Raw genomic sequence first — 18,837 nt, 5'->3', positions numbered from 1 at the left:
GTGGTGACACACCTGCACATCACACCAATCCCGCGTAGCGGGTTCGTTCTTCCCCCGAAGCCGACATTCTCTCGCCGTCCTGCCCCCTGGCCGAACAGGGGTGAAGGGGACGACTGTCCCCTTCCGGGTGCAGGGCAGCGCCCTGCGACTTCCCCTATCCGTCCAGCGACTGCAATTCGAACAGCCGCCGATACAACCCGCCCTCATGCGTCACCAGTTCCGCGTGGGATCCGTCTTCCAGCAACGCGCCGTGGGCGAAGACCAGGATGCGGTCCAGACCGACGACGGTGGAGAGGCGGTGGGCGATGACCAGCACGGTGCGTCCGAGCATCAGCCGTTCCATGGCCTCCTGCACCAGGATTTCCGATTCCGAGTCGAGGCTGGATGTCGCCTCGTCGAAGATCAGGATCGGGGCGTTGGTCAGGAAGGCGCGGGCGATGGCCACGCGCTGGCGCTCGCCGCCCGACAGCTTGACGCCGCGTTCGCCGACCATGGTGGCGTAGCCCTTGGGCAGGCGGTCGATGAAGCCGGCCGCATTGGCCTGACGCGCGGCTTCCTCGATTTCGGCCATGGAGGCGCCGGGGCGGCCATAGGCGATGTTCTCGGCCAGCGAGCGATGGAACAGCACCGGCTCCTGCTGCACGATCGCGATCTGCGACCGCAGGCTGGACTGCGTGACGGTGGCGATGTCGGTGCCGTCGATCAGGATCTGGCCGGAGGTTACGTCATAAAGCCGCTGCAACAGCTTGATCAGCGTGGTCTTGCCCGAACCTGAGGGGCCAACCAGCGCAACGCGGCTGCCGGCTGGGATGTCGATCGACAGGTCGTGGAACAGCGGACGGGTCTGCGCCTTGTAACCGAAGCCGACATGATCGAAGCGGATGGCCCCATGCGTGACGCGCAGCGTGCCGGCCCCCGGCCGGTCCGCGACGCCCAGCGGCTGGCGATAGATGGCGACCAGTTCTTCCATTTCGTTGACCGAGCGCTGGACCATCGAGATCTGCTGCCCGATATCGCGCAGATAGCCCTGCACCAGAAAGACCATGGTGAGCACATACGCCACGTCGCCCGGTCCGGCACGGCCGCGCCACCACAGCGCCAGCACCGCGCCGATCAGCAGGACGCGCATCAACAGGGCTGCGACGTTCTGGAGATTTCCCGAATTGGTGCCGCGGATCCACGACCGTTCGGTGCGCGTCTGCCAGCGTGCGAGGATGCGCGACAGATGTGCGTCCTCACGCGCTTCGGCACCGAATGCCTTGACGACGGTATTGCAGGTGACGGCATCGGCCAGCGCCGCGCCCATGCGGGTATCCCACTTGTTGGCCAGCCGGGCCGAAGGCGCGACATAGCGCAGGGTCAGCGACGTGGACATCGCCACCAGCAGGATCGAACTCACCCCCAGCAGCAGGCCCATCGACGGCCAGTGCGCCGCCAGCACCACCGTGGTTGCCGCCAGCACCAGCACGCTGGGCAGCAGCATGAGCATCAACGTATCGGCCAGCGTGTCGGTGGCCCACATGCCGCGCGTCAGCCGGCGCACGGTCGAGCCGGCGAAGGTGTTGCCGTGCCAGTCGGTCGAAAAACGCTGGACGCGGGCAAAGGCGCTTTCCGCGATGCCGCGCATGGTGCGCGCGGTCAGATGCGTGATGCCCAGATACGACATGCGGCGCCCGGCCACGCCCAGCAGGCCCAGCAGCACCAGCCCGCCGACCAGCCACAGCGCACCGCGCCGGGCGGCCTCCATCGCCGGCGTGGTCACCCCGCCCGCGCCCACCCCACCGGCAGCGCGCGAGACGTCATCCACAATCCAGCCGGCCAGCAGCGGCGTGGCCACATCGGCCACCGTCGCCACCGAGACGCCCGCCAGCGTCCAGGCCAGCGCGCCGGGATGGCGCAGCCAGCGGCGGATCACGAAATCCAGAACTTCGGCAAATTCGTTGCGCGCGGGGCTTTCCTGGCCCGACGCGGCTTGTTGGTCTGTCATGATGCTCCGGCCGGTTTTGCCGGCCATCCTTCTGCGTCAGCCCCAACCGCGGCGACGGCGCAGACCGTCGCGTGCCGCGCGGCGCGCGCCCGCGCCGCACGATGGGCATTCTGATCTTGTCCCGGTTTCCGGCCAAATTATCACCGTGCCGCCCCCGGAACGCAAGGCGGTACGACAGGCCCGCGCACCCCGGCGATTTACAGATGGCGTCATCCGGCCGAAAACGGACAGCACTTCACCTTTCACCTTCCGCAGAGACGGCATGACCCGCACCCCAACCACCCGCCCGGCCGGCGCCCGCCGCCGCATGACGCTGAAGGAAGTCGAACGCTTCATCACCCTGCTGGCCGCCGCTCACCCGAATGCGGAAAGCGAACTGGATTTCGTCGACGATTACACGCTGCTGGTTGCCGTCGCCCTGTCCGCGCAGGCCACCGACGTCTCGGTCAACCGCGTGACCAAGGGCCTGTTCCGCGACGCCCCGAACCCCGCCGCGATGGTGGCGCTGGGCGAAGAGGCCGTCGGCGAGCATATCCGCAGCATCGGCCTGTGGCGCACCAAGGCCCGCAACGTCGTCGCCCTGTCGCAGGCCCTGCTGGACCAGCATGGCGGACAGGTGCCGCACGACCGCGCGGCGCTGGAAGCCCTGCCCGGCGTGGGCCGCAAGACCGCCAACGTGGTGATGAACGTGGCCTTCGGCGACAGCACCATGGCCGTCGATACCCATATCTTCCGCATCGGCAACCGCACCGGCCTGGCCCCCGGCAAGACCACCCGCGCGGTGGAGGACCAGTTGGTGGCCCGCATCCCAGCACCCATGCTGCGCCCGGCCCATCACTGGCTGATCCTGCACGGACGCTATGTCTGCAAGGCCCGCCGGCCGGATTGCTGGCGGTGCCCGGCGACCGAGCCCTGCCAATATACGGCAAAAATATTGATCGCGCCCTGAAGCTGTTCTTTTTTGAAAAAAAAGAACCAAAAAACTTTTGATCTGTTCAGGAGTTTTGTGCTTGCACCTTACGACGCTCCTGAACGGATAAAAGTCTTTTTGCTTCTTTTTCTTCAGAAAAAGAAGACCTACTCCCGCTGCGCCATTGGCAGAACGGGCTCGCCATGCTGACCCGGCGCCAGCACCCAGGCGCGCGCTCCACGCCAGCTCCGATCCGAAAGCACCACCGGGCCGGCACGGCGCAGAAACACAGCCTGCGCGCCGCTTTTCCAGGTCTCCAGCGTGTCAAGCCTACGCACACCGGGACACCCTGCGTCATCAGGCGCCAGCGTGACCAACAATTCCAGCCCGGCACAGCGGACCGGTAGCGCGCCCCGCAAGCGAAGCGCGACACGTCCGCGATCAAGCAGGCACAATCCATCCTGACAGTCCGCACTGCCCGCCAGCGGCACGATCGGCAGCGCCAGAGCCTGATGCCAATCGTCCTCGACCAGCCGCTCACTACCGGGATGGGGGCCGACACGCAGCACGGCGCCGTCCCGCACCGCCACCGTCCGCCCATCGGGGGACAGCAGCAGATCCGGCCGCACAATCAGAAAAGGCGCGGCCATTCCCAGCACCATCAGGCCCACACCCCACCAGCGCCATCGACCCGCCCAAAGGCATAGCCAGCACAGGCCCAGCACCCACATCGCCAGCCCCCAGCCCGGCATGGCCGGCACCGCCAGCCGCGCCGCCGGCCAGCCGGAAACTATGCGCGCCAGATCGAGAATCACCCCGATGCCCCAGCCCATCGGCACCAGGGCCACGGATTCGACGCCCCATGGCATCAGAAACAGGGACAGCAGGCCCAGCGGCAGGACGCACAGCGCCATCAGCGGCACCGCCAGCAGATTGGCCAGCACGAACCAGGGCTGGAGTGTGCCGAAATGCGCCATCACCACCGGCACCGTGGCCCCGCCGGCCAGCAGGCTGGCCTGCGCCAGATGCGCGACATGATGCAGGACGCGCCGCCACCAGCCGGGCTGCTCGGTCAGGCGGGCCATGAGCGGGCGCGTGACCTCGGCACCCGCCGCCAGCGCCATGACGGCGGCCAGCGACATCGGCAACGGAGCCTCCAGCAGATCGGCCGGCCCGGTCAGCAGCAGCAGGATCGCACCCACCGCCAGCCCGCGCAGCGACAGCGCCCGCCGACCGGTCACGATGGCCAGCACCACCAGCGCCGCCATGGTCAGGCTGCGCAGGGCCGGCAGATGCGCGCCCGTCAGCACCACATACACGATGCCGGCCGCTAGCCCGGCGAAGGCGGCAATCGAGCGGCACGGCCAGTACAACGTCGCCCGTTCCGAACAGGCCAGCAGCAGCCGCGCCGCCGCCACCGAGACCCCCATGACGATGCCCAGATGCAGGCCCGCCACCGCCAGCAGATGGGCCAACCCCGCATCGGCGAACGCATCACGATCCGCCTGCGCCATGCCCACGACCGAGCCGGTCAGCACCGCCGTCGCCACTCCGCCCACCGCACCCGGCAGAACGCGCATGATGCGGGCCGCAATCCGCTCACGCAGTCCTTCCAGCGACGACGCCCCCGGCACGGGCCGGAGCACCTGCGCCCGACCCAGTGCCGTTCCGCTGCCGGCGGTGCCGTCGAAATAGGCGCGGCGCTGCCGGTCGGGGCCACCGGGCCAGGACGGCGGGGCAGGCGGCCGCAGCAGGGCGCGCACCCGTACCATCATGCCCGGAACAGGCACCAGCGGATCGTCGGCACGCAGACGCACGCGCAGGATGCGCCGCAGGGGCGGCATGCCGGAATCCAGCGGGTCGTCCAGCACCGCGCCGGCCAGATCCAGCCGGCGCACGGACGGACCATCGGCCGGCAGCAGCGCCACCGCCACGACACGGCCGGTCACGATGGTCGCGCGCGCCGGCAGGTCGGGCAAGGGCGGCTGGCGATGGGTGGCCCAGAACGCGGCGAGAAACCCCACGGCCAGCGTCGCCGCACCGCCACCCAGCACACGCGGCGCCAGCGCGAACGGCCGCCACGCGATCCAGCCGAGCCCCAGAGCCGCGATGCCGGCCCAGGCCAGAAGCGCCGGCACCCCCGGCTCGCACCGCAGCCGGAAATACCACGCGATGCCCAGCCCCAGCCCGACCGGCAGCCACAGCGCCAGACGCCTCTGCTCCGCCAACAGCAGCCCGACGAGCCTGTCCCGTTCTTTTTTGAAAAAAAGAACCAAAAAACTTTTAGCCTTTTAAAGGGAAAACCGCCGGACCAGACGGAATGCCGACAACGGATTAAAAGTCTTTTTGCTTCTTTTTCTTCAGAAAAAGAAGAGACAAACGCCTCACACCCGCAACGCTCCCCTACCGGCGCCCCCTGTCGGCAAACGGCGTCTCATGGTAAGGAGCCGGCTCATGACCGTTCGTACGCGCTTCGCACCGAGCCCGACCGGGTTGCTGCATATCGGCAACGCCCGCGCCGCCCTGTTCAACTTCCTCTATGCCCGCCATCACGGCGGCAAATTCCTGCTTCGTATCGAGGATACCGACCGCGAGCGGTCGACCCAGCATGCGGTCGACGTGCTGTTCGACGGGCTGGCCTGGATGGGCATCACCCCGGACGAGGAACCGGTGTTCCAGTCCACGCGCCAGGCGCGGCATGCCGAAATCGCGCACCATCTGCTGGCGCAGGGGCTGGCCTATCGCTGCTACTGCACGCAGGAAGAATTGCAGCAGATGCGCGAGCAGGCGATGGCGGAGGGCAAACCGCCCCGTTACAACGGCTACTGGCGCGATCGCGACCCGTCCGAAGCACCGCCCGGCGCGCCCTATACCGTGCGCATCCGCGCCCCGCGCGAGGGCGAGACCGTGATCCAGGATCTGGTGCAGGGCGATGTCCGCGTCGCCAACGTCGAAATGGACGACATGATCATCCTGCGCGCCGACGGCACGCCGGTCTATCAGCTCGCCGTGGTGGTGGACGACCATGACATGGACATCACCCACGTCATCCGCGGCGACGACCACCTGACCAACAGTTTCCGCCAGGCGATGATCTATCGCGCCATGGGCTGGGACCTGCCGAAATTCGCGCATCTGCCGCTGATCCACGGGCCGGACGGCGCCAAGCTCTCCAAGCGGCATGGCGCGCAGTCGGTCGTGGAATTCCGCGACATGGGCTACCTGCCCGAGGCGCTGAACAACTACCTGCTACGCTTAGGCTGGGGCCACGGCGACGCCGAGATCCTGTCGCGTGACGAGCAGATCCATCTGTTCGACCTGGACGGCGTCGGCCGGTCGCCCTCGCGCATGGATTACGCCAAGCTGTCGCACCTCAACGGCGTGTGGCTGCGCCAGGCCGACGACGCGCGCCTGACGGACGACGTGCTGCAACGGCTGGCGGGGCGCGAGGGCGTGACGGTGGACGACACGCTGCGCGCGCGCATCCTCACGCTGATGCCCGGCCTGAAGGAACGCGCGAAGACGCTGGTCGAACTGGCCGACAGCGCCGCCTTCCTGGGCCGGCATGTGCCGCTGGCCTTCGACGCCAAGGCCGAGAAGCTGCTGACCGACGATGCCCGCGCCATGCTGGGCAAGCTGGCGCGCGACCTCGCGGTGCTGGCGGATTTCGACGCGCCCGCGATCGACGCCGCCCTGCGCCATTTCGCCGAGAACCACGGCCACAAGCTGGGCCAGGTGGCCCAGCCCCTGCGGGCCGCGATGACCGGCGGCGCGACCTCGCCGGGCATCGACGCCACGCTGGCCGCCCTGGGCCGGGACGAGGTGATGGCCCGGCTGGGAGCCGTCGCCCGATGAACGACAGCCCGCGCGCAGCGCCGTCCCGCTTCTTCACGCAGCACGGGCGGCACCTGCTGGGTCTCCAGGGCATGCATCCGACCCGGATCACGCCCTTCCTGGACCTGGCCGAGAGCTATGCGCTGATGAACCGCTCGCGCCAGACGCCGCGCGACCGGTTGCGCGGGCGCACGGTCATCAATCTGTTCTTCGAAGACAGCACCCGCACCCGCACGTCGTTCGAACTGGCGGCGAAGCGGCTGGGCGCGGACGTGGTCAACATGACGGTGGCCACCTCGTCGGTGAACAAGGGCGAGACGCTGCTGGACACCGCCGCCACGCTGAATGCGATGCGCACCGACCTGCTGGTGGTGCGCCATTCGCAGTCCGGCGCGCCGGCGCTGCTGGCCCGCAAGGTCGAGGCCAGCGTGGTGAATGCCGGCGACGGCACCCACGAGCATCCGACCCAGGCCCTGCTGGACGCCCTGACCATCCGCCGGCATTTCGGCACGCTGCACGGGCTGACGGTCGCGATCTGCGGCGATGTCAGCCACAGCCGGGTCGCGCGGTCGAACATCCACCTGCTGACGGCCATGGGGGCCAAGGTGCGGGTGGTCGGGCCGCCGACGCTGATCCCCGGCGCCATCGGCGCGCTGGGCGTGGATATCCATTACACGATGGAAGACGGGCTGCGCGACGCCGACGTGGTGATGATGCTGCGCATGCAGCGCGAGCGGATGAATGGCGGGCAGGTGCCCAGCCCGCGCGAATATTTCCGTTTCTACGGGCTGGACCTCAAGCGGCTGGCCCTCGCCCGGCCCGGCGCGCTGGTGATGCATCCCGGCCCGATGAATCGCGGTGTCGAGATCGAAAGCCGCGTCGCCGATTCAGACCAGAGCGCGATCCGCGAACAGGTCGAGATGGGGGTGGCCGTGCGCATGGCCGTCCTCGACCTGCTGTCGCGCGCCGGAGACCAGACGTGAGCACTCCCCACCCGGCCCAGCCCGTCCTGTTCGAGAATGTCCGCCTGATCGACCCCGCACGCGGGCTGGACCGGCCCGGACGCCTGCTGGTCAAAGGCGGCGTGATCGCCGGCATCGACCTGCCCGACAGCGAAGGCGTGCCCGACGGCGCGCATGTGGTCGCGGGTGGGGGCGCGGTGCTGTGCCCCGGCCTTGTGGACATGCGGGTGGCGATCGGCGAACCCGGCTTCGAGTATCGCGAAACCGTGGCCTCGGCCGCGCGGGCGGCGGCGGCGGGCGGCATCACCACCATGGCGGTCTTGCCCAACAGCCAGCCGGCGATCGACGACCCGGCGCTGGTGCGGCACCTGCGCGCGCGCGGCGAGGAAACGGGCATGGTCTCGATCCTGCCCTACGGCGCGCTGACACGCGGCTGCGAAGGCAGCGAGATGGCCGAAATCGGCCTGCTGGACGAAGCCGGCGCGGTCGCCTTCACCGACGGCACGCGGGCGCTGGCCGACGCGCGGATGATGCGGCTGGCCCTGACCTATGCAAGGGGCTTCGACGCACTGGTGGTCCAGCACCCCGAGGACCCGTCACTGGCGCGCGGCGGTTGCGCGACGGACGGCGAACTGGCGACGCGGCTGGGCCTGCCGGGCATTCCGACCGCCGCCGAGGCGATCATGATCGCGCGAGACCTGCGGCTGGCCGAACTGACGCGCGGCCGGCTGCATTTCGCCCATGTCTCGACGGCCGAGGGGCTGGAACTGATCCGCGCCGCCAAGGCGCGCGGCCTGCGCGTGACCTGCGACACCGCGCCGCCCTATTTCGACCTGAACGAAACCGCGATCGGCGATTTTCGCACCTACGCCAAACTGTCGCCCCCGCTGCGCGGGGAGGCCGACCGGCTGGCGGTCTGCGCCGCGCTGGCCGACGGCACGATCGACGCGATCGCGTCGGACCACGCGCCCTGCGACGCCGACGACAAGCGCCAGCCCTTCGCCGTGGCCTCGGCCGGCGGTACCGGGCTGGCCACGCTGCTGGCCGTCACGCTGGCGCAGGTGCATGGCGGCACGCTGCCGCTGATCGACGCGCTGGGCCTGCTGACCTGCCGCCCCGCCGCCCTGCTGGGCAGCGACGCCGGCACGCTGGCCGAGGGCGCCGCCGCCGATCTGTGCCTGTTCGACCTCGATCGCGCCTGGAAGATCACGGCCGACGCCCTGCCCGGCCGCGCCCGCAACACACCCTTCGACGGGCGGGCGGTGGAAGGCCGGGTGCTGGGCACCTGGAAGGCCGGCCGGCAGGTCTTCGGCCAGGACGCGGCATGATGACCGAGACGCTCCCCGGCTACGTCCTGCAATTGCTGGCCGCCATCGCCGTGCTGGCCTACGGCATCGGCAGCATTCCCTTCGGCCTGCTGCTGACGCAACTGGGCGGCGCGGGAGACATCCGCGCCATCGGCTCGGGCAATATCGGCGCGACCAACGTGCTGCGCACCGGCCGGCGCGGGCTGGCGGCGGCGACGCTGCTGCTGGATGGCGGCAAGGGCGCGTTCGCGGTGCTGTGCGGCTTCATCCTCTCACCCTTCCACACCGCCCCGGCGATGGCGGTGGCGGCCCTGTTCGCCGTCATCGGCCATTGCTTTCCCATCTGGCTGAAATTCAAGGGCGGCAAGGGCGTGGCCACCGGGCTGGGGGCGGCGCTGGCGCTGTCGCCGCTGACCGGCCTTGCCTGCTGCGCCCTGTGGCTGGGCGTGGCCAGGCTGACGAAAATCTCCTCGGCCGGCGCGCTGGCCGCGTTCGTGGCCATGCCCGTGCTGCTGACCCTGTTGAACGGCGGCGACCCGCGTAGCCCGATTCCGCTGGCGGGGCTGCTGATCGCGCTGCTGGTCATCGCCCGACACCACGGCAATATCCGCCGCCTGCTCAACGGCACCGAGCCGCGAATCGGACGGAAAAATCCGTGACACCAGCCGGGCCGCTGGCCGCGCGCCTGCGGCTGGCACGCAGCGAAGGCGTCGGCCCGGTCGGCTATCGCAAGCTGCTGCTCGATTACGGCGACGCGGAACGCGCGCTGGCCGCCCTGCCGGCACGCGCCCGTGCCGCCGGCCGGGCGAAGGTGCTGCGCATTCCCCCGGCAGACGAAATCGCGGCGGAAATCGAGGGCACGGCAGCCCTCGACGGCCGCATCCTGATGCTGGGCGACCCCGATTACCCACCGCTTCTGGCCGCCATTCATGACGCGCCGCCGGCTCTCTCGGTCCTGGGCGATCCGGCGCGGCTGAACGGATGCTGCGTCGCCATCGTGGGCGCGCGCAATGCCTCCTCCAACGGGGCGCGCATGGCCGAAAGCCTGGCCGCGACGCTGGCGGCACAGGGCATCACCGTGGTCTCGGGCCTGGCCCGCGGCATCGACGCCGCCGCCCATGCCGGCGCGCTGCGGACCGGCACCACCATCGCCGCCGTCGCCGGCGGGCTGGACCGCCCCTACCCGGCGGAACACGCACAATTGCAGGACAGGATTGCGCAATACGGTGCCGTCGTCACCGAAACCCCACTGGGCGTGGCACCGCAGAGCCGGCATTTCCCCCGCCGCAACCGCCTGATCGCCGGCCTGTCGCTGGGCTGCGTCGTCGTCGAGGCCGCCTTGCGCTCGGGCAGCCTGATCACCGCCGATCTGGCGGCGGGCTATGGCCGCACGGTCTTCGCCGTGCCCGGATCGCCGCTGGACCCGCGCAGCCGGGGCGCCAATTCCCTGCTGCGGCGCGGCGCGATCCTGACCGAAAGCGAGAACGACATCCTGGCCGAACTGCCCGACGCGGCGGCGCGCGACCTCTTTTCCGCCGACGGAACAACAGGCGCATCGCCCCGGCCCGGCGGGCTGGCGCAAAGCCGCGCCCCCTGGCCGGAACCGCCGCCCCAGGCCGATCCCGAGCCCCGGCCGGACACCCCCGGCGAGCCCTCCGATATCCGTCAGGCGATCCTGACTCTGCTGTCATTCACGCCAACGCCGGTTGACGATCTTGTACGGCGCTGCCAGTTCTCGACATCGGCGATCCTGACCGTACTGTCGGAACTGGAACTGGCAGGCGACATTGAAACCCTTCCCGGTGGGAGTGTCGTCCTGCCATCCCTGTCCGACGGAGGCTGACGGACGCCGGAACGAGATGCGTGATCCGGAGACAGAATGACTGACGTGGTCGTGGTCGAATCGCCTGCCAAGGCGAAGACGATCAACAAGTATCTGGGAGACGGCTTTACCGTTCTGGCGTCGTTCGGCCATGTCCGCGACCTGCCGCCGAAGGATGGCAGCGTCCGCCCGGACGAGAATTTCGCCATGGACTGGGAAGCCGACGAACGCGGCAACCGGCAGATCGCCGCCATCGCCAAGGCGCTGCGCGGCGCCAGGACCCTGTATCTGGCCACTGACCCGGATCGCGAGGGCGAGGCGATCTCGTGGCATGTCCGGGCGATGCTGGAAGAGCGGAAGCTGCTGAAGGGCGTGGATGTCCAGCGCGTCACCTTCAACGAGATCACCAAATCCGCCATCCGCACCGCGATGGCCCACCCCCGCGACCTCGACCAGCCGCTGATCGAGGCCTATCTGGCCCGCCGCGCGCTGGATTATCTGGTGGGCTTCACCCTGTCGCCGGTGCTGTGGCGCAAGCTGCCGGGCTCGCGCAGCGCCGGGCGCGTGCAGTCGGTCTCGCTGCGGCTGATCTGCGAGCGCGAAGCCGAGATCGAGAGCTTCAAGAGCCGGGAATACTGGACGGTCGCCGCCCAGTTCACCACGCCCGGAGGCGCGCCCTTCACCGCGCGCCTGACCCATCTGGCCGGCCGGAAGCTGGATCAGTTCGACCTGCATGACGAAGCCGGGGCCATGGCGGCCAAGGCCACCGTCGAAGGCGGGACATTCGCGGTGCGGTCGGTCGAGCGGCGCAAGGTCCGCCGCAATCCGCCGCCGCCCTTCACCACATCGACCATGCAGCAGGAAGCCTCGCGCAAGCTGGGCATGGGCGCGCAGGCGGCGATGCGCGTGGCGCAGCAGCTCTATGAAGGCATCGATCTGGGCGGCGAGACGGTCGGCCTGATCACTTATATGCGAACCGACGGCGTGCAGATGGCCGGCGAGGCGATCACCGCCATCCGCAACCATATCGGCAGCAGCTTCGGCGCCCCCTATGTGCCGGAAAAGGCGCGGATCTATTCCACCCGCGCCAAGAACGCGCAGGAAGCGCACGAGGCCATCCGCCCCACCGACGTTGCCCGCACCCCCGCCGAAGTCGCCCGCTATCTGAGCGACGAGCAACGGCGGCTGTACGAACTGGTCTGGAAACGCTCGGTCGCCAGCCAGATGCAGTCGGCGGAACTGGATCAGGTGATCGTCGAGATCGCGGACGGCGCGAATGCCGCGACCCTGCGCGCCAACGGCTCGATCATCGCCTTCGACGGATTCCTGAAGCTGTATAGCGAAGGCCGCGACGACGCGGGCAAGGACGATCAGGACGACGAAAGCCGGATGCTGCCGCCGATGCGCGAGCGCGACCCGCTGAAAACCGGCACCGTCGAAGCCGACCAGCATTTCACCCAGCCGCCGCCGCGCTATTCGGAAGCATCGCTGGTCAAGAAGATGGAAGAGATCGGCATCGGCCGGCCCTCGACCTACGCCTCGATCCTGTCGGTGCTGCGCGACCGCAATTACGTGCGACTCGAGGCACGGCGCTTCGTGCCCGAGGACCGGGGGCGGCTGGTAACGGCCTTCCTGACCTCGTTCTTCGAACGCTATGTCGATACCGGCTTCACGGCGGGTCTGGAGGAGCAGCTCGACGACATCTCGGGCGGCCGTGCCGACTGGCGCGATGTGATGTCGGCCTTCTGGCGCGATTTCTCCCACGCGGTCGACCAGACGAAGGAGCTGAAGATCTCCGATGTCATCAACGCGCTGGATGACGACCTCGCCCCCCACTTCTTTCCGTCCCGCCCCGACGGCACCGACCCGCGCGTCTGCACCGCCTGCGGCACCGGCCGGCTGGGGCTGAAGCTGGGGCGCTACGGGGCCTTCATCGGCTGCTCGAACTATCCGACCTGCCAGTTCACCCGCCGCCTGGTGGTGGACGCCAAGGAGGAAGGCGAGGCCGACACGCTGAAGGACGGCATGCGCGTGCTGGGTCAGGCGCCCGGCGGCGAGGACGTGACCGTCAAGCGCGGCCCTTGGGGGCTCTACGTCCAGCAGGGCGAGCCCAATCCCGAGGACAAGAAGGCCAAGCCGAAGCGCGCCACCATCCCGCGCGGCATCGAGGGCGACAAGATCACGCTGGAACAGGCGCTGGGCCTGCTGTCCCTGCCGCGCCTGATCGGCACCCACCCCGAGACCGGCGAGCCGATCGAGGCCGGGCTGGGCCGCTTCGGGCCGTATGTGAAGATGGGCGCCATCTACGGGTCGCTGGACAAGGATGACGACATCCTGACCGTCGGGCTGAACCGCGCGGTCGATGTCCTGGCGCGCAAGCTGGCCTCGGTCCGCACCATCGCGCCGCATCCCAAGGACGGCGAGCCGGTGATGGTGCGCAAGGGCCGGTTCGGGCCGTACATCCAGCACGGCCAGATGGTGGTGAACGTGCCCCGTGGCGAGGCGATGGAAGACGTGACGCTGGATCAGGCGGTGGCGCTGCTGGCCGAAAAGGGCAAGCCGCTGAAGCCCAAGGGCAAGGCCGCCGCCAAGAAGACGACCGCCAAGACCACCACCCGCAAGAGTGCGGCAAAGACCACGAAGACGGCCGCCGCCAACGGGGCCGACGGCGCCGACGCAGCCGAAGCCCCGGCCCGCAAGGCCACCCGCGCCAGAAAGGCGCCCCCGGCGGAGGGCGCCGCAAGTCCGGCGAAGCGAAGCCGGCGCACGGCGGCCAAGGCCGAGTGACGATGGCGGGGAGGAAGCCTTCCGACCCCCAGTCGCCGTCCGACACGCCGCCCGATACGCTGCCCGATCCCTCCGCCCCCTCGCGGGACGGAGGGCTTCCGGATCGCGAAACCCTGCGCCGGTTCGTGACCGAGGCCAGCGGCCGCGTCGGCAAGCGCGAGATCGCCCGTGCCTTCGGCCTTGGCCCGGAACACAAGGCGGCGCTGCGCGACATGCTGCGCGAGCTGGCGCTGGACGGCGCGCTGGTCCCGGCCGGCGCGCGGCGCTTCCGCGCGTCCGCCGCCATGCCCGAGGCCACGGTGGTGCAGGTCACCGGCACCGACCCGGACGGCGACCCGATCGCCCGCCCCGTAATGTGGGAGGGCGACGGGCCGGCGCCCGTCATCTTCATGCACCCCGAGCAGAAGGGCCGCCCGGCGCTCGCACCCGGCGAGCGCGTGGTGGCGCGCCTCAAGCGCGTCGGCCCCGGCCGATACGAGGGCCGCACCCTGCGTCGGCTGACCGACGCACCGGGCCGGATCGTCGGCCTGTTCCGCGCCACACCGGCCGACCCGGCCGCCCCGCCGCGCCGGGTGCAGGAGGCCGGACGCATCGTACCCGCCGACCGGCGGTCCAAGGCGGAATGGATCGTCCCGGCGGGCGAGACGATGGGTGCGGGGACTGACGAAATCGTGGTGGCCGAGCCGCTGCCGATGGCCGGGCATGGGCTGAAGCCGGCGCGCATCGTCGAACGGCTGGGTCCGATCGGCGACGCCCGCTCGGTCAGCCTGCTGGCGATCCACACCCACGGCATCCCCCACCAGTTCTCCGCCGACGCCCTGGCCGAGGCCGACCGCGCGCGCGGCGTCCCGGCGGAAGGGCGCGAGGACCTGCGCGAGGTGCCGCTGATCACGATCGACGGCGCCGACGCCCGCGATTTCGACGACGCCGTGTATGCCGAGCCCTGGTCCGGGCCGGAGGGCACCGGCTTTCGCCTGATCGTGGCCATCGCCGACGTGGCGCATTACGTGCGCCCCGGCTCGGCGCTGGACAGCGAGGCGAGGCGGCGCGGCAATTCGGTCTATTTCCCCGACCGCGTGGTGCCGATGCTGCCCGAGGCGCTGTCGAACGGCTGGTGCTCGCTCCGCCCCGGCGAGGATCGCGGCTGCCTGTTCGTCGAAATCCATATCGACGCGGCGGGCCGGAAACTGCGCCACCGCTTCGGCCGGGGCCTGATGCGCAGCGCCGCCCGCCTGACCTATGACGACGTGCAGGCGATGGCCGACGGCGCGCAGGACAGCCCCCTGCCCGAGGGCATGATGGAAACGCTGTTCGCGGCGTGGCGTGCCCTGTCGACGGCGCGGGCGCAACGTGGCACGCTGGAACTCGACGTGCCGGAACGGGTGGTGCGACTCGACGCGACAGGGCGGATCACCGCCATCGAGCCCCGCATCCGCCACGACAGCCATCGCCTGATCGAGGATTTCATGGTGCTGGCCAACGTCGCCGCCGCCGAGGAACTGGAACGCCGCCGCCGGCCGTGCCTGTACCGCATCCACGCCCCGCCCTCGCCGGAGCGGGCCGAGTCGATGCGCGACACCCTTTCCGCCATGGGCTTCGCCGTGCCGCCGGTCGGCACGCTGCACGCACGCGACCTGGCCGGTGTGCTGGCCCGCGCCGCCGAGGGCGACGCCCCCACGCTGGTCAGCGAAACCATCCTGCGGGCGCAGAGCCAAGCCGAATACAGCCCGGAGAATATCGGCCATTTCGGGCTGGCGCTGTCCTCCTACGCCCATTTCACCAGCCCGATCCGCCGCTATGCCGACCTGATGGTGCATCGGGCGCTGATCGGCCTGGGCACCCACCCGCCCGATGCGATGCCCGCCGCCGACGCGGCGAAGCTAGACGAGATCGGCACGCAGGTCAGCACCGCCGAACGCCGCGCCATCCTGGCCGAGCGCGAAACCACCGAACGCTACGTCGCCGCATGGCTGGCCGACCAGGTGGGGGCGGAATTGACCGGCCATGTGTCGGGCGTGACCCGGTTCGGCGTGTTCGTGACATTGACGCAGACGGGGGCCAGCGGTCTGGTGCCGGTATCCACCCTGCCCGACGATGTCTGGACCCATGACGACAAGTCCCACACCCTGCGCGGCCGCGACAGCGGACTGGTCCTGCGGCTGGGCCAGCCGGTCACGGTGCGGCTGGCCGAGGCCACACCGGTGACGGGCGGCCTGCTCTTTACCCTGACGGACCCACCGCCGGCGCCCGCGCGCCGTGCCCGCGGCCAGCGCCCGCGCTGATGCGCCTCCGCGCCGCCCCGTCGCGATGGATCGGCCGCCGCCTGCGGTTGCCGACCCGCTCGGCCGCGATCATGCTGGTCGTCATCTATCTGATGACGCCCAGGCTCGCGGCCGCCGATCCGGCCAGTCCGGCGCTGGACACCAGCATGACGCAGGCCGTGCTCAACGCGGCGCTGACCTTCCTGCTGCCCCGCACGCTGGAGAGCCATACCTCGCGCGATTTCTGCCTGTGGGGGCTGAACGGGCTGAGCGCGATCGACCCCTCGCTGACCGTGACCGACCGCGACGGCACCGTGCAGCTCGCCTTCGGCCAGGACGTGCTGCTGCGCGTGCCCGACCCCGCCGCGACCGACCAGGCCGGCTGGACCGACGTGACGGTACGGCTGATGCAGGCGGCCTGGGGCCGGTCCTCCGCCGTGCGCGACGCTGGCGGCGGCGGGTTGCTGCAAGGGTTCTTCGACGAACTGTTCAACCACATGGACCCGTATTCGCGCTACGTCGCGCCCGCGCCGGCGACGACCGACCGCGATACCCGCACCGGCGGCGAAGCCGGCACGGGCCTGACGCTGGGCCATGACGCGCGCTCGATCCTGATCACGGCGGTCAACGCCAACGGGCCGGCCTGGCCGGCGGGCCTCGCCGTCGGGCAGCGCCTCTATGCGGTCAACGGCCGGTCCACCCGCGACCAGACGCCCCAGACCGTCACCCAATGGCTGCTGGGCGAACCCGGCAGCAAGGTGACGCTGCTGGTGGGCGACGAGCGCGCGCGCCGCACGATCACGCTGCACCGGGCCTCGGTGCCGCCCGAGACGGTCTTCGCCTATGCCGACGGGCATGTGGTGGTCATCCGCATCACCGCCTTTTCCGCCGATACCGCGCAGGAAATGAGCCAGTATCTGGATCAGGCGAGCGACGATCCGCACCTGCGCGGGCTGGTGATGGACCTGCGCGGCAACCGGGGCGGCGTGCTGCAACAGGCGGTCACCGCCAGCGCCCTGGTGCTGGATCGCGGCGTGGCGGCGATCACGCACGGGCGCGACGCGCAGGCCAACCATGTCTGGGCCGTGCAGGGCGGCGACATGATCGGCGGCGTGCCGATCGTCGTGCTGGTGGATGGCCGCACCGCCAGCGCGGCCGAAATCCTGGCCGCCGCCCTGGCGGACCACCGGCGCGCCGTGGTGGTCGGCAGCGCCACGCTGGGCAAGGGTCTGGTGCAGACGATCGGCCAGATGCCCGACGGCGGCGAACTGTTCGTAACCTGGAGCCGCGTCCTGGCGCCGCTGGGCTGGCCGCTGCAAGGGCTGGGCGTGATGCCGCAGGTCTGCACCAGCCGGGGCGAGGCCGACCTGGAACGGCAGCTCCAGGACCTGGCAGCCGGCCAACTGGACATGCACGAGACCGTGCAGGCCACCCGCGCCGTCCGCTTCCCCGTCGCGGTGTCGCGCATCCTCGACCTGCGCAAGGCTTGCCCCGCCGCGATCGGCACCGACTCCGACCTCGATGCCGCCCGGTCGCTGATCGACAATCCGGCGGAATATCGCACGGCCCTGTCCGCCATTCCGGAAGAAGGCGCCTATGCTCCCCAGGCCGAATGAAAAAAAATGCCCGGCCTCCGGCAGTCGGGCCTTCCGACCATGACGGAAGCCCGGCTGCGCGCCGGCCTGTGGGCCTCCGCCGTCATCCGCCATGCCAACCAGAGCGGCCATCCGGCGATGGTCCTGCGGCGTGGCGACGCCGACGCCGGCGGCATCCTGGCCGTCCTGCTGGGGCGCGACGGCCGCCTGTCGGTACTGGCCCAGACCAGGGCGCCGGACGGCACCCCCGCGTGGATTCGCGGCACCGGGCCGGACCCGGTCGACCAGGCTGCCGCCGATGCCTACGTCGCCCGCCAGGTGGGGCGCGACCCCGACCTGTGGGTGCTGGAATTCGACGCCCCCGACCTCACCCCGCCTTTCGAGGCAACCCTGCTCTGACCGCTCCTGGCGGAACCCTGGGGGTGTGTCGTGCGCTCCACACCCGTCCCCTCTCGACTGTCCGGCGCCGGTCAGGCGGCCGCGCATGCCACCCAATGGATTGCCATCGGCGCGTCTTTCGGCAAAGAAGACAGAAATATAAAGGGCGACGCGCGTTCATTCGACCGGGCCGCACAGTCAGCATACCCGGCTAAGGGAGAAATCAGACCATGACAGTGCGGCACGGATTGCTCGGAGGAACGATTCTGGCGGCGTTCGCTTTCGGTTCCACCCTCTCCGTTGCCCCGGCCTGCGCCCAGCCTGTTCAGGGCCTGTATGTGGCCGGCGAGGGCGGCGCCACCTTCAACCAGGACCAGCGGGTGCGCTCGTCGCCCAATTTCCCCGACGGGCGCGACAAATACCATACCGGCGCGGTCGGAATCGGCAGCATCGGCTGGGGCCTGGGCAACGGCTTCCGCGTGGAGGTCGAGGGCAATTACCGCAATAACGGGTTGAGGGCCTTCAACTCCGGCGCACTGCCCTCCAGCCATGTCGGCGGACGGCAGCAGACCTACGGCGTCATGGCCAACGCGCTGTTCGACATGGATATCGGCAAAAGCTGGCTCTACCCCTATTTCGGCGCGGGCATCGGCTACGCCTGGCAGTCGATGAACGCCTCCGTCATGGGGCCGGGCAACAGCTTCAACCAGCAGATCGGCGGCACGTTCGGCAATTTCGCCTATCAGGGCATCTTCGGCCTCGCCTTCCCCGTGCCATGGGTCGTCGGCCTGTCGGCCACGGCGGAATACCGGTTCTGGACGATGCTCGGCCCGCAATCCCACGGCGCGACATCGGTGGGCACGATCGGCGGCTACAACGCCAGCCGCCCCTACGGCACCGCGACGGGCAATCGCGACACCATGACCGACTTCAACCATTCGCTGATGCTCGGCCTGCGCTACGAGTTCAATCCGGCGCCCCCCCCGCCTCCCCC

13 protein-coding genes are annotated in these 18,837 nt (G+C 70.0%); 11 read left to right on the top strand and 2 right to left on the bottom strand.

What is annotated here, in order from left to right:
• Window positions 1–154: 154 nt before the first annotated feature.
• Window positions 155–1,987 (bottom strand): ABC transporter ATP-binding protein, encoded by a 1,833-nt coding sequence (locus ABF821_RS14270; RefSeq protein ID WP_415530474.1) that lies wholly within the window; start codon window positions 1,985–1,987, stop codon window positions 155–157.
• 262 nt (window positions 1,988–2,249) lie between these two features.
• Between ABF821_RS14270 and nth the strand changes: the two genes are divergently transcribed.
• Complete coding sequence (nth, locus tag ABF821_RS14265; protein ID WP_259654881.1) at window positions 2,250–2,936, top strand: endonuclease III; 687 nt, start codon at window positions 2,250–2,252, stop codon at window positions 2,934–2,936.
• Window positions 2,937–3,064: 128 nt separating this feature from the next.
• Here nth and ABF821_RS14260 read toward each other — a convergent pair whose 3' ends face one another.
• Complete coding sequence (locus tag ABF821_RS14260) at window positions 3,065–5,125, bottom strand: ComEC/Rec2 family competence protein (protein ID WP_415530473.1); 2,061 nt, start codon at window positions 5,123–5,125, stop codon at window positions 3,065–3,067.
• A gap of 226 nt (window positions 5,126–5,351) precedes the next feature.
• Between ABF821_RS14260 and gltX the strand changes: the two genes are divergently transcribed.
• From gltX to ABF821_RS14210, 10 genes are all read left to right on the top strand, one after another.
• Window positions 5,352–6,752, top strand: coding sequence for a glutamate--tRNA ligase (gene gltX / locus ABF821_RS14255; protein WP_415530472.1), 1,401 nt, complete (start codon window positions 5,352–5,354; stop codon window positions 6,750–6,752).
• A complete protein-coding gene (locus ABF821_RS14250; protein ID WP_182975408.1) occupies window positions 6,749–7,714 on the top strand; it encodes an aspartate carbamoyltransferase catalytic subunit in 966 nt (321 codons plus the stop codon). The genes gltX and ABF821_RS14250 overlap by 4 nt, the downstream gene beginning before the upstream one ends.
• The gene (locus ABF821_RS14245) at window positions 7,711–9,021 is read left to right on the top strand and encodes a dihydroorotase (protein ID WP_415530470.1); all 1,311 of its coding nucleotides are present in this window, start codon (window positions 7,711–7,713) and stop codon (window positions 9,019–9,021) included. The genes ABF821_RS14250 and ABF821_RS14245 overlap by 4 nt, the downstream gene beginning before the upstream one ends.
• Window positions 9,021–9,659: a glycerol-3-phosphate 1-O-acyltransferase PlsY gene (gene plsY / locus ABF821_RS14240; protein WP_183010379.1), complete on the top strand. Its 639-nt coding sequence runs from the start codon at window positions 9,021–9,023 to the stop codon at window positions 9,657–9,659. Before ABF821_RS14245 ends, plsY begins: the two co-directional genes overlap by 1 nt.
• On the top strand, window positions 9,656–10,843 hold the full coding sequence (gene dprA / locus ABF821_RS14235) for a DNA-processing protein DprA (protein WP_415530469.1): 1,188 nt from the start codon (window positions 9,656–9,658) through the stop codon (window positions 10,841–10,843). Before plsY ends, dprA begins: the two co-directional genes overlap by 4 nt.
• Before the next feature lie 36 nt (window positions 10,844–10,879).
• Complete coding sequence (gene topA / locus ABF821_RS14230; protein ID WP_415530467.1) at window positions 10,880–13,609, top strand: type I DNA topoisomerase; 2,730 nt, start codon at window positions 10,880–10,882, stop codon at window positions 13,607–13,609.
• A 2-nt stretch (window positions 13,610–13,611) separates the two neighbouring features.
• Window positions 13,612–15,891 carry a ribonuclease R gene (rnr, locus tag ABF821_RS14225; protein WP_183010382.1) on the top strand — a complete coding sequence of 760 codons (2,280 nt, stop codon included), beginning with the start codon at window positions 13,612–13,614 and terminating at the stop codon, window positions 15,889–15,891.
• Entirely contained in the window at window positions 15,891–17,486 is a 1,596-nt protein-coding gene (locus tag ABF821_RS14220) for a S41 family peptidase (RefSeq protein ID WP_183010383.1), read from the top strand. Before rnr ends, ABF821_RS14220 begins: the two co-directional genes overlap by 1 nt.
• A 39-nt stretch (window positions 17,487–17,525) precedes the next feature.
• Window positions 17,526–17,864, top strand: a complete 339-nt coding sequence (locus ABF821_RS14215) for a DUF1491 family protein (RefSeq protein ID WP_183010406.1) — start codon at window positions 17,526–17,528, stop codon at window positions 17,862–17,864.
• Window positions 17,865–18,073: 209 nt separating this feature from the next.
• On the top strand, window positions 18,074–18,837 hold a 764-nt coding region (locus ABF821_RS14210), incomplete at its 3' end, for an outer membrane protein (protein WP_415530466.1).

It is taken from the genome of Gluconacetobacter sp. (assembly GCF_047721585.1).
GTDB classification, from domain to species: Bacteria; Pseudomonadota; Alphaproteobacteria; order Acetobacterales; family Acetobacteraceae; genus Gluconacetobacter; species Gluconacetobacter dulcium.
This window is presented reverse-complemented; position numbering and strand designations above follow the sequence as displayed.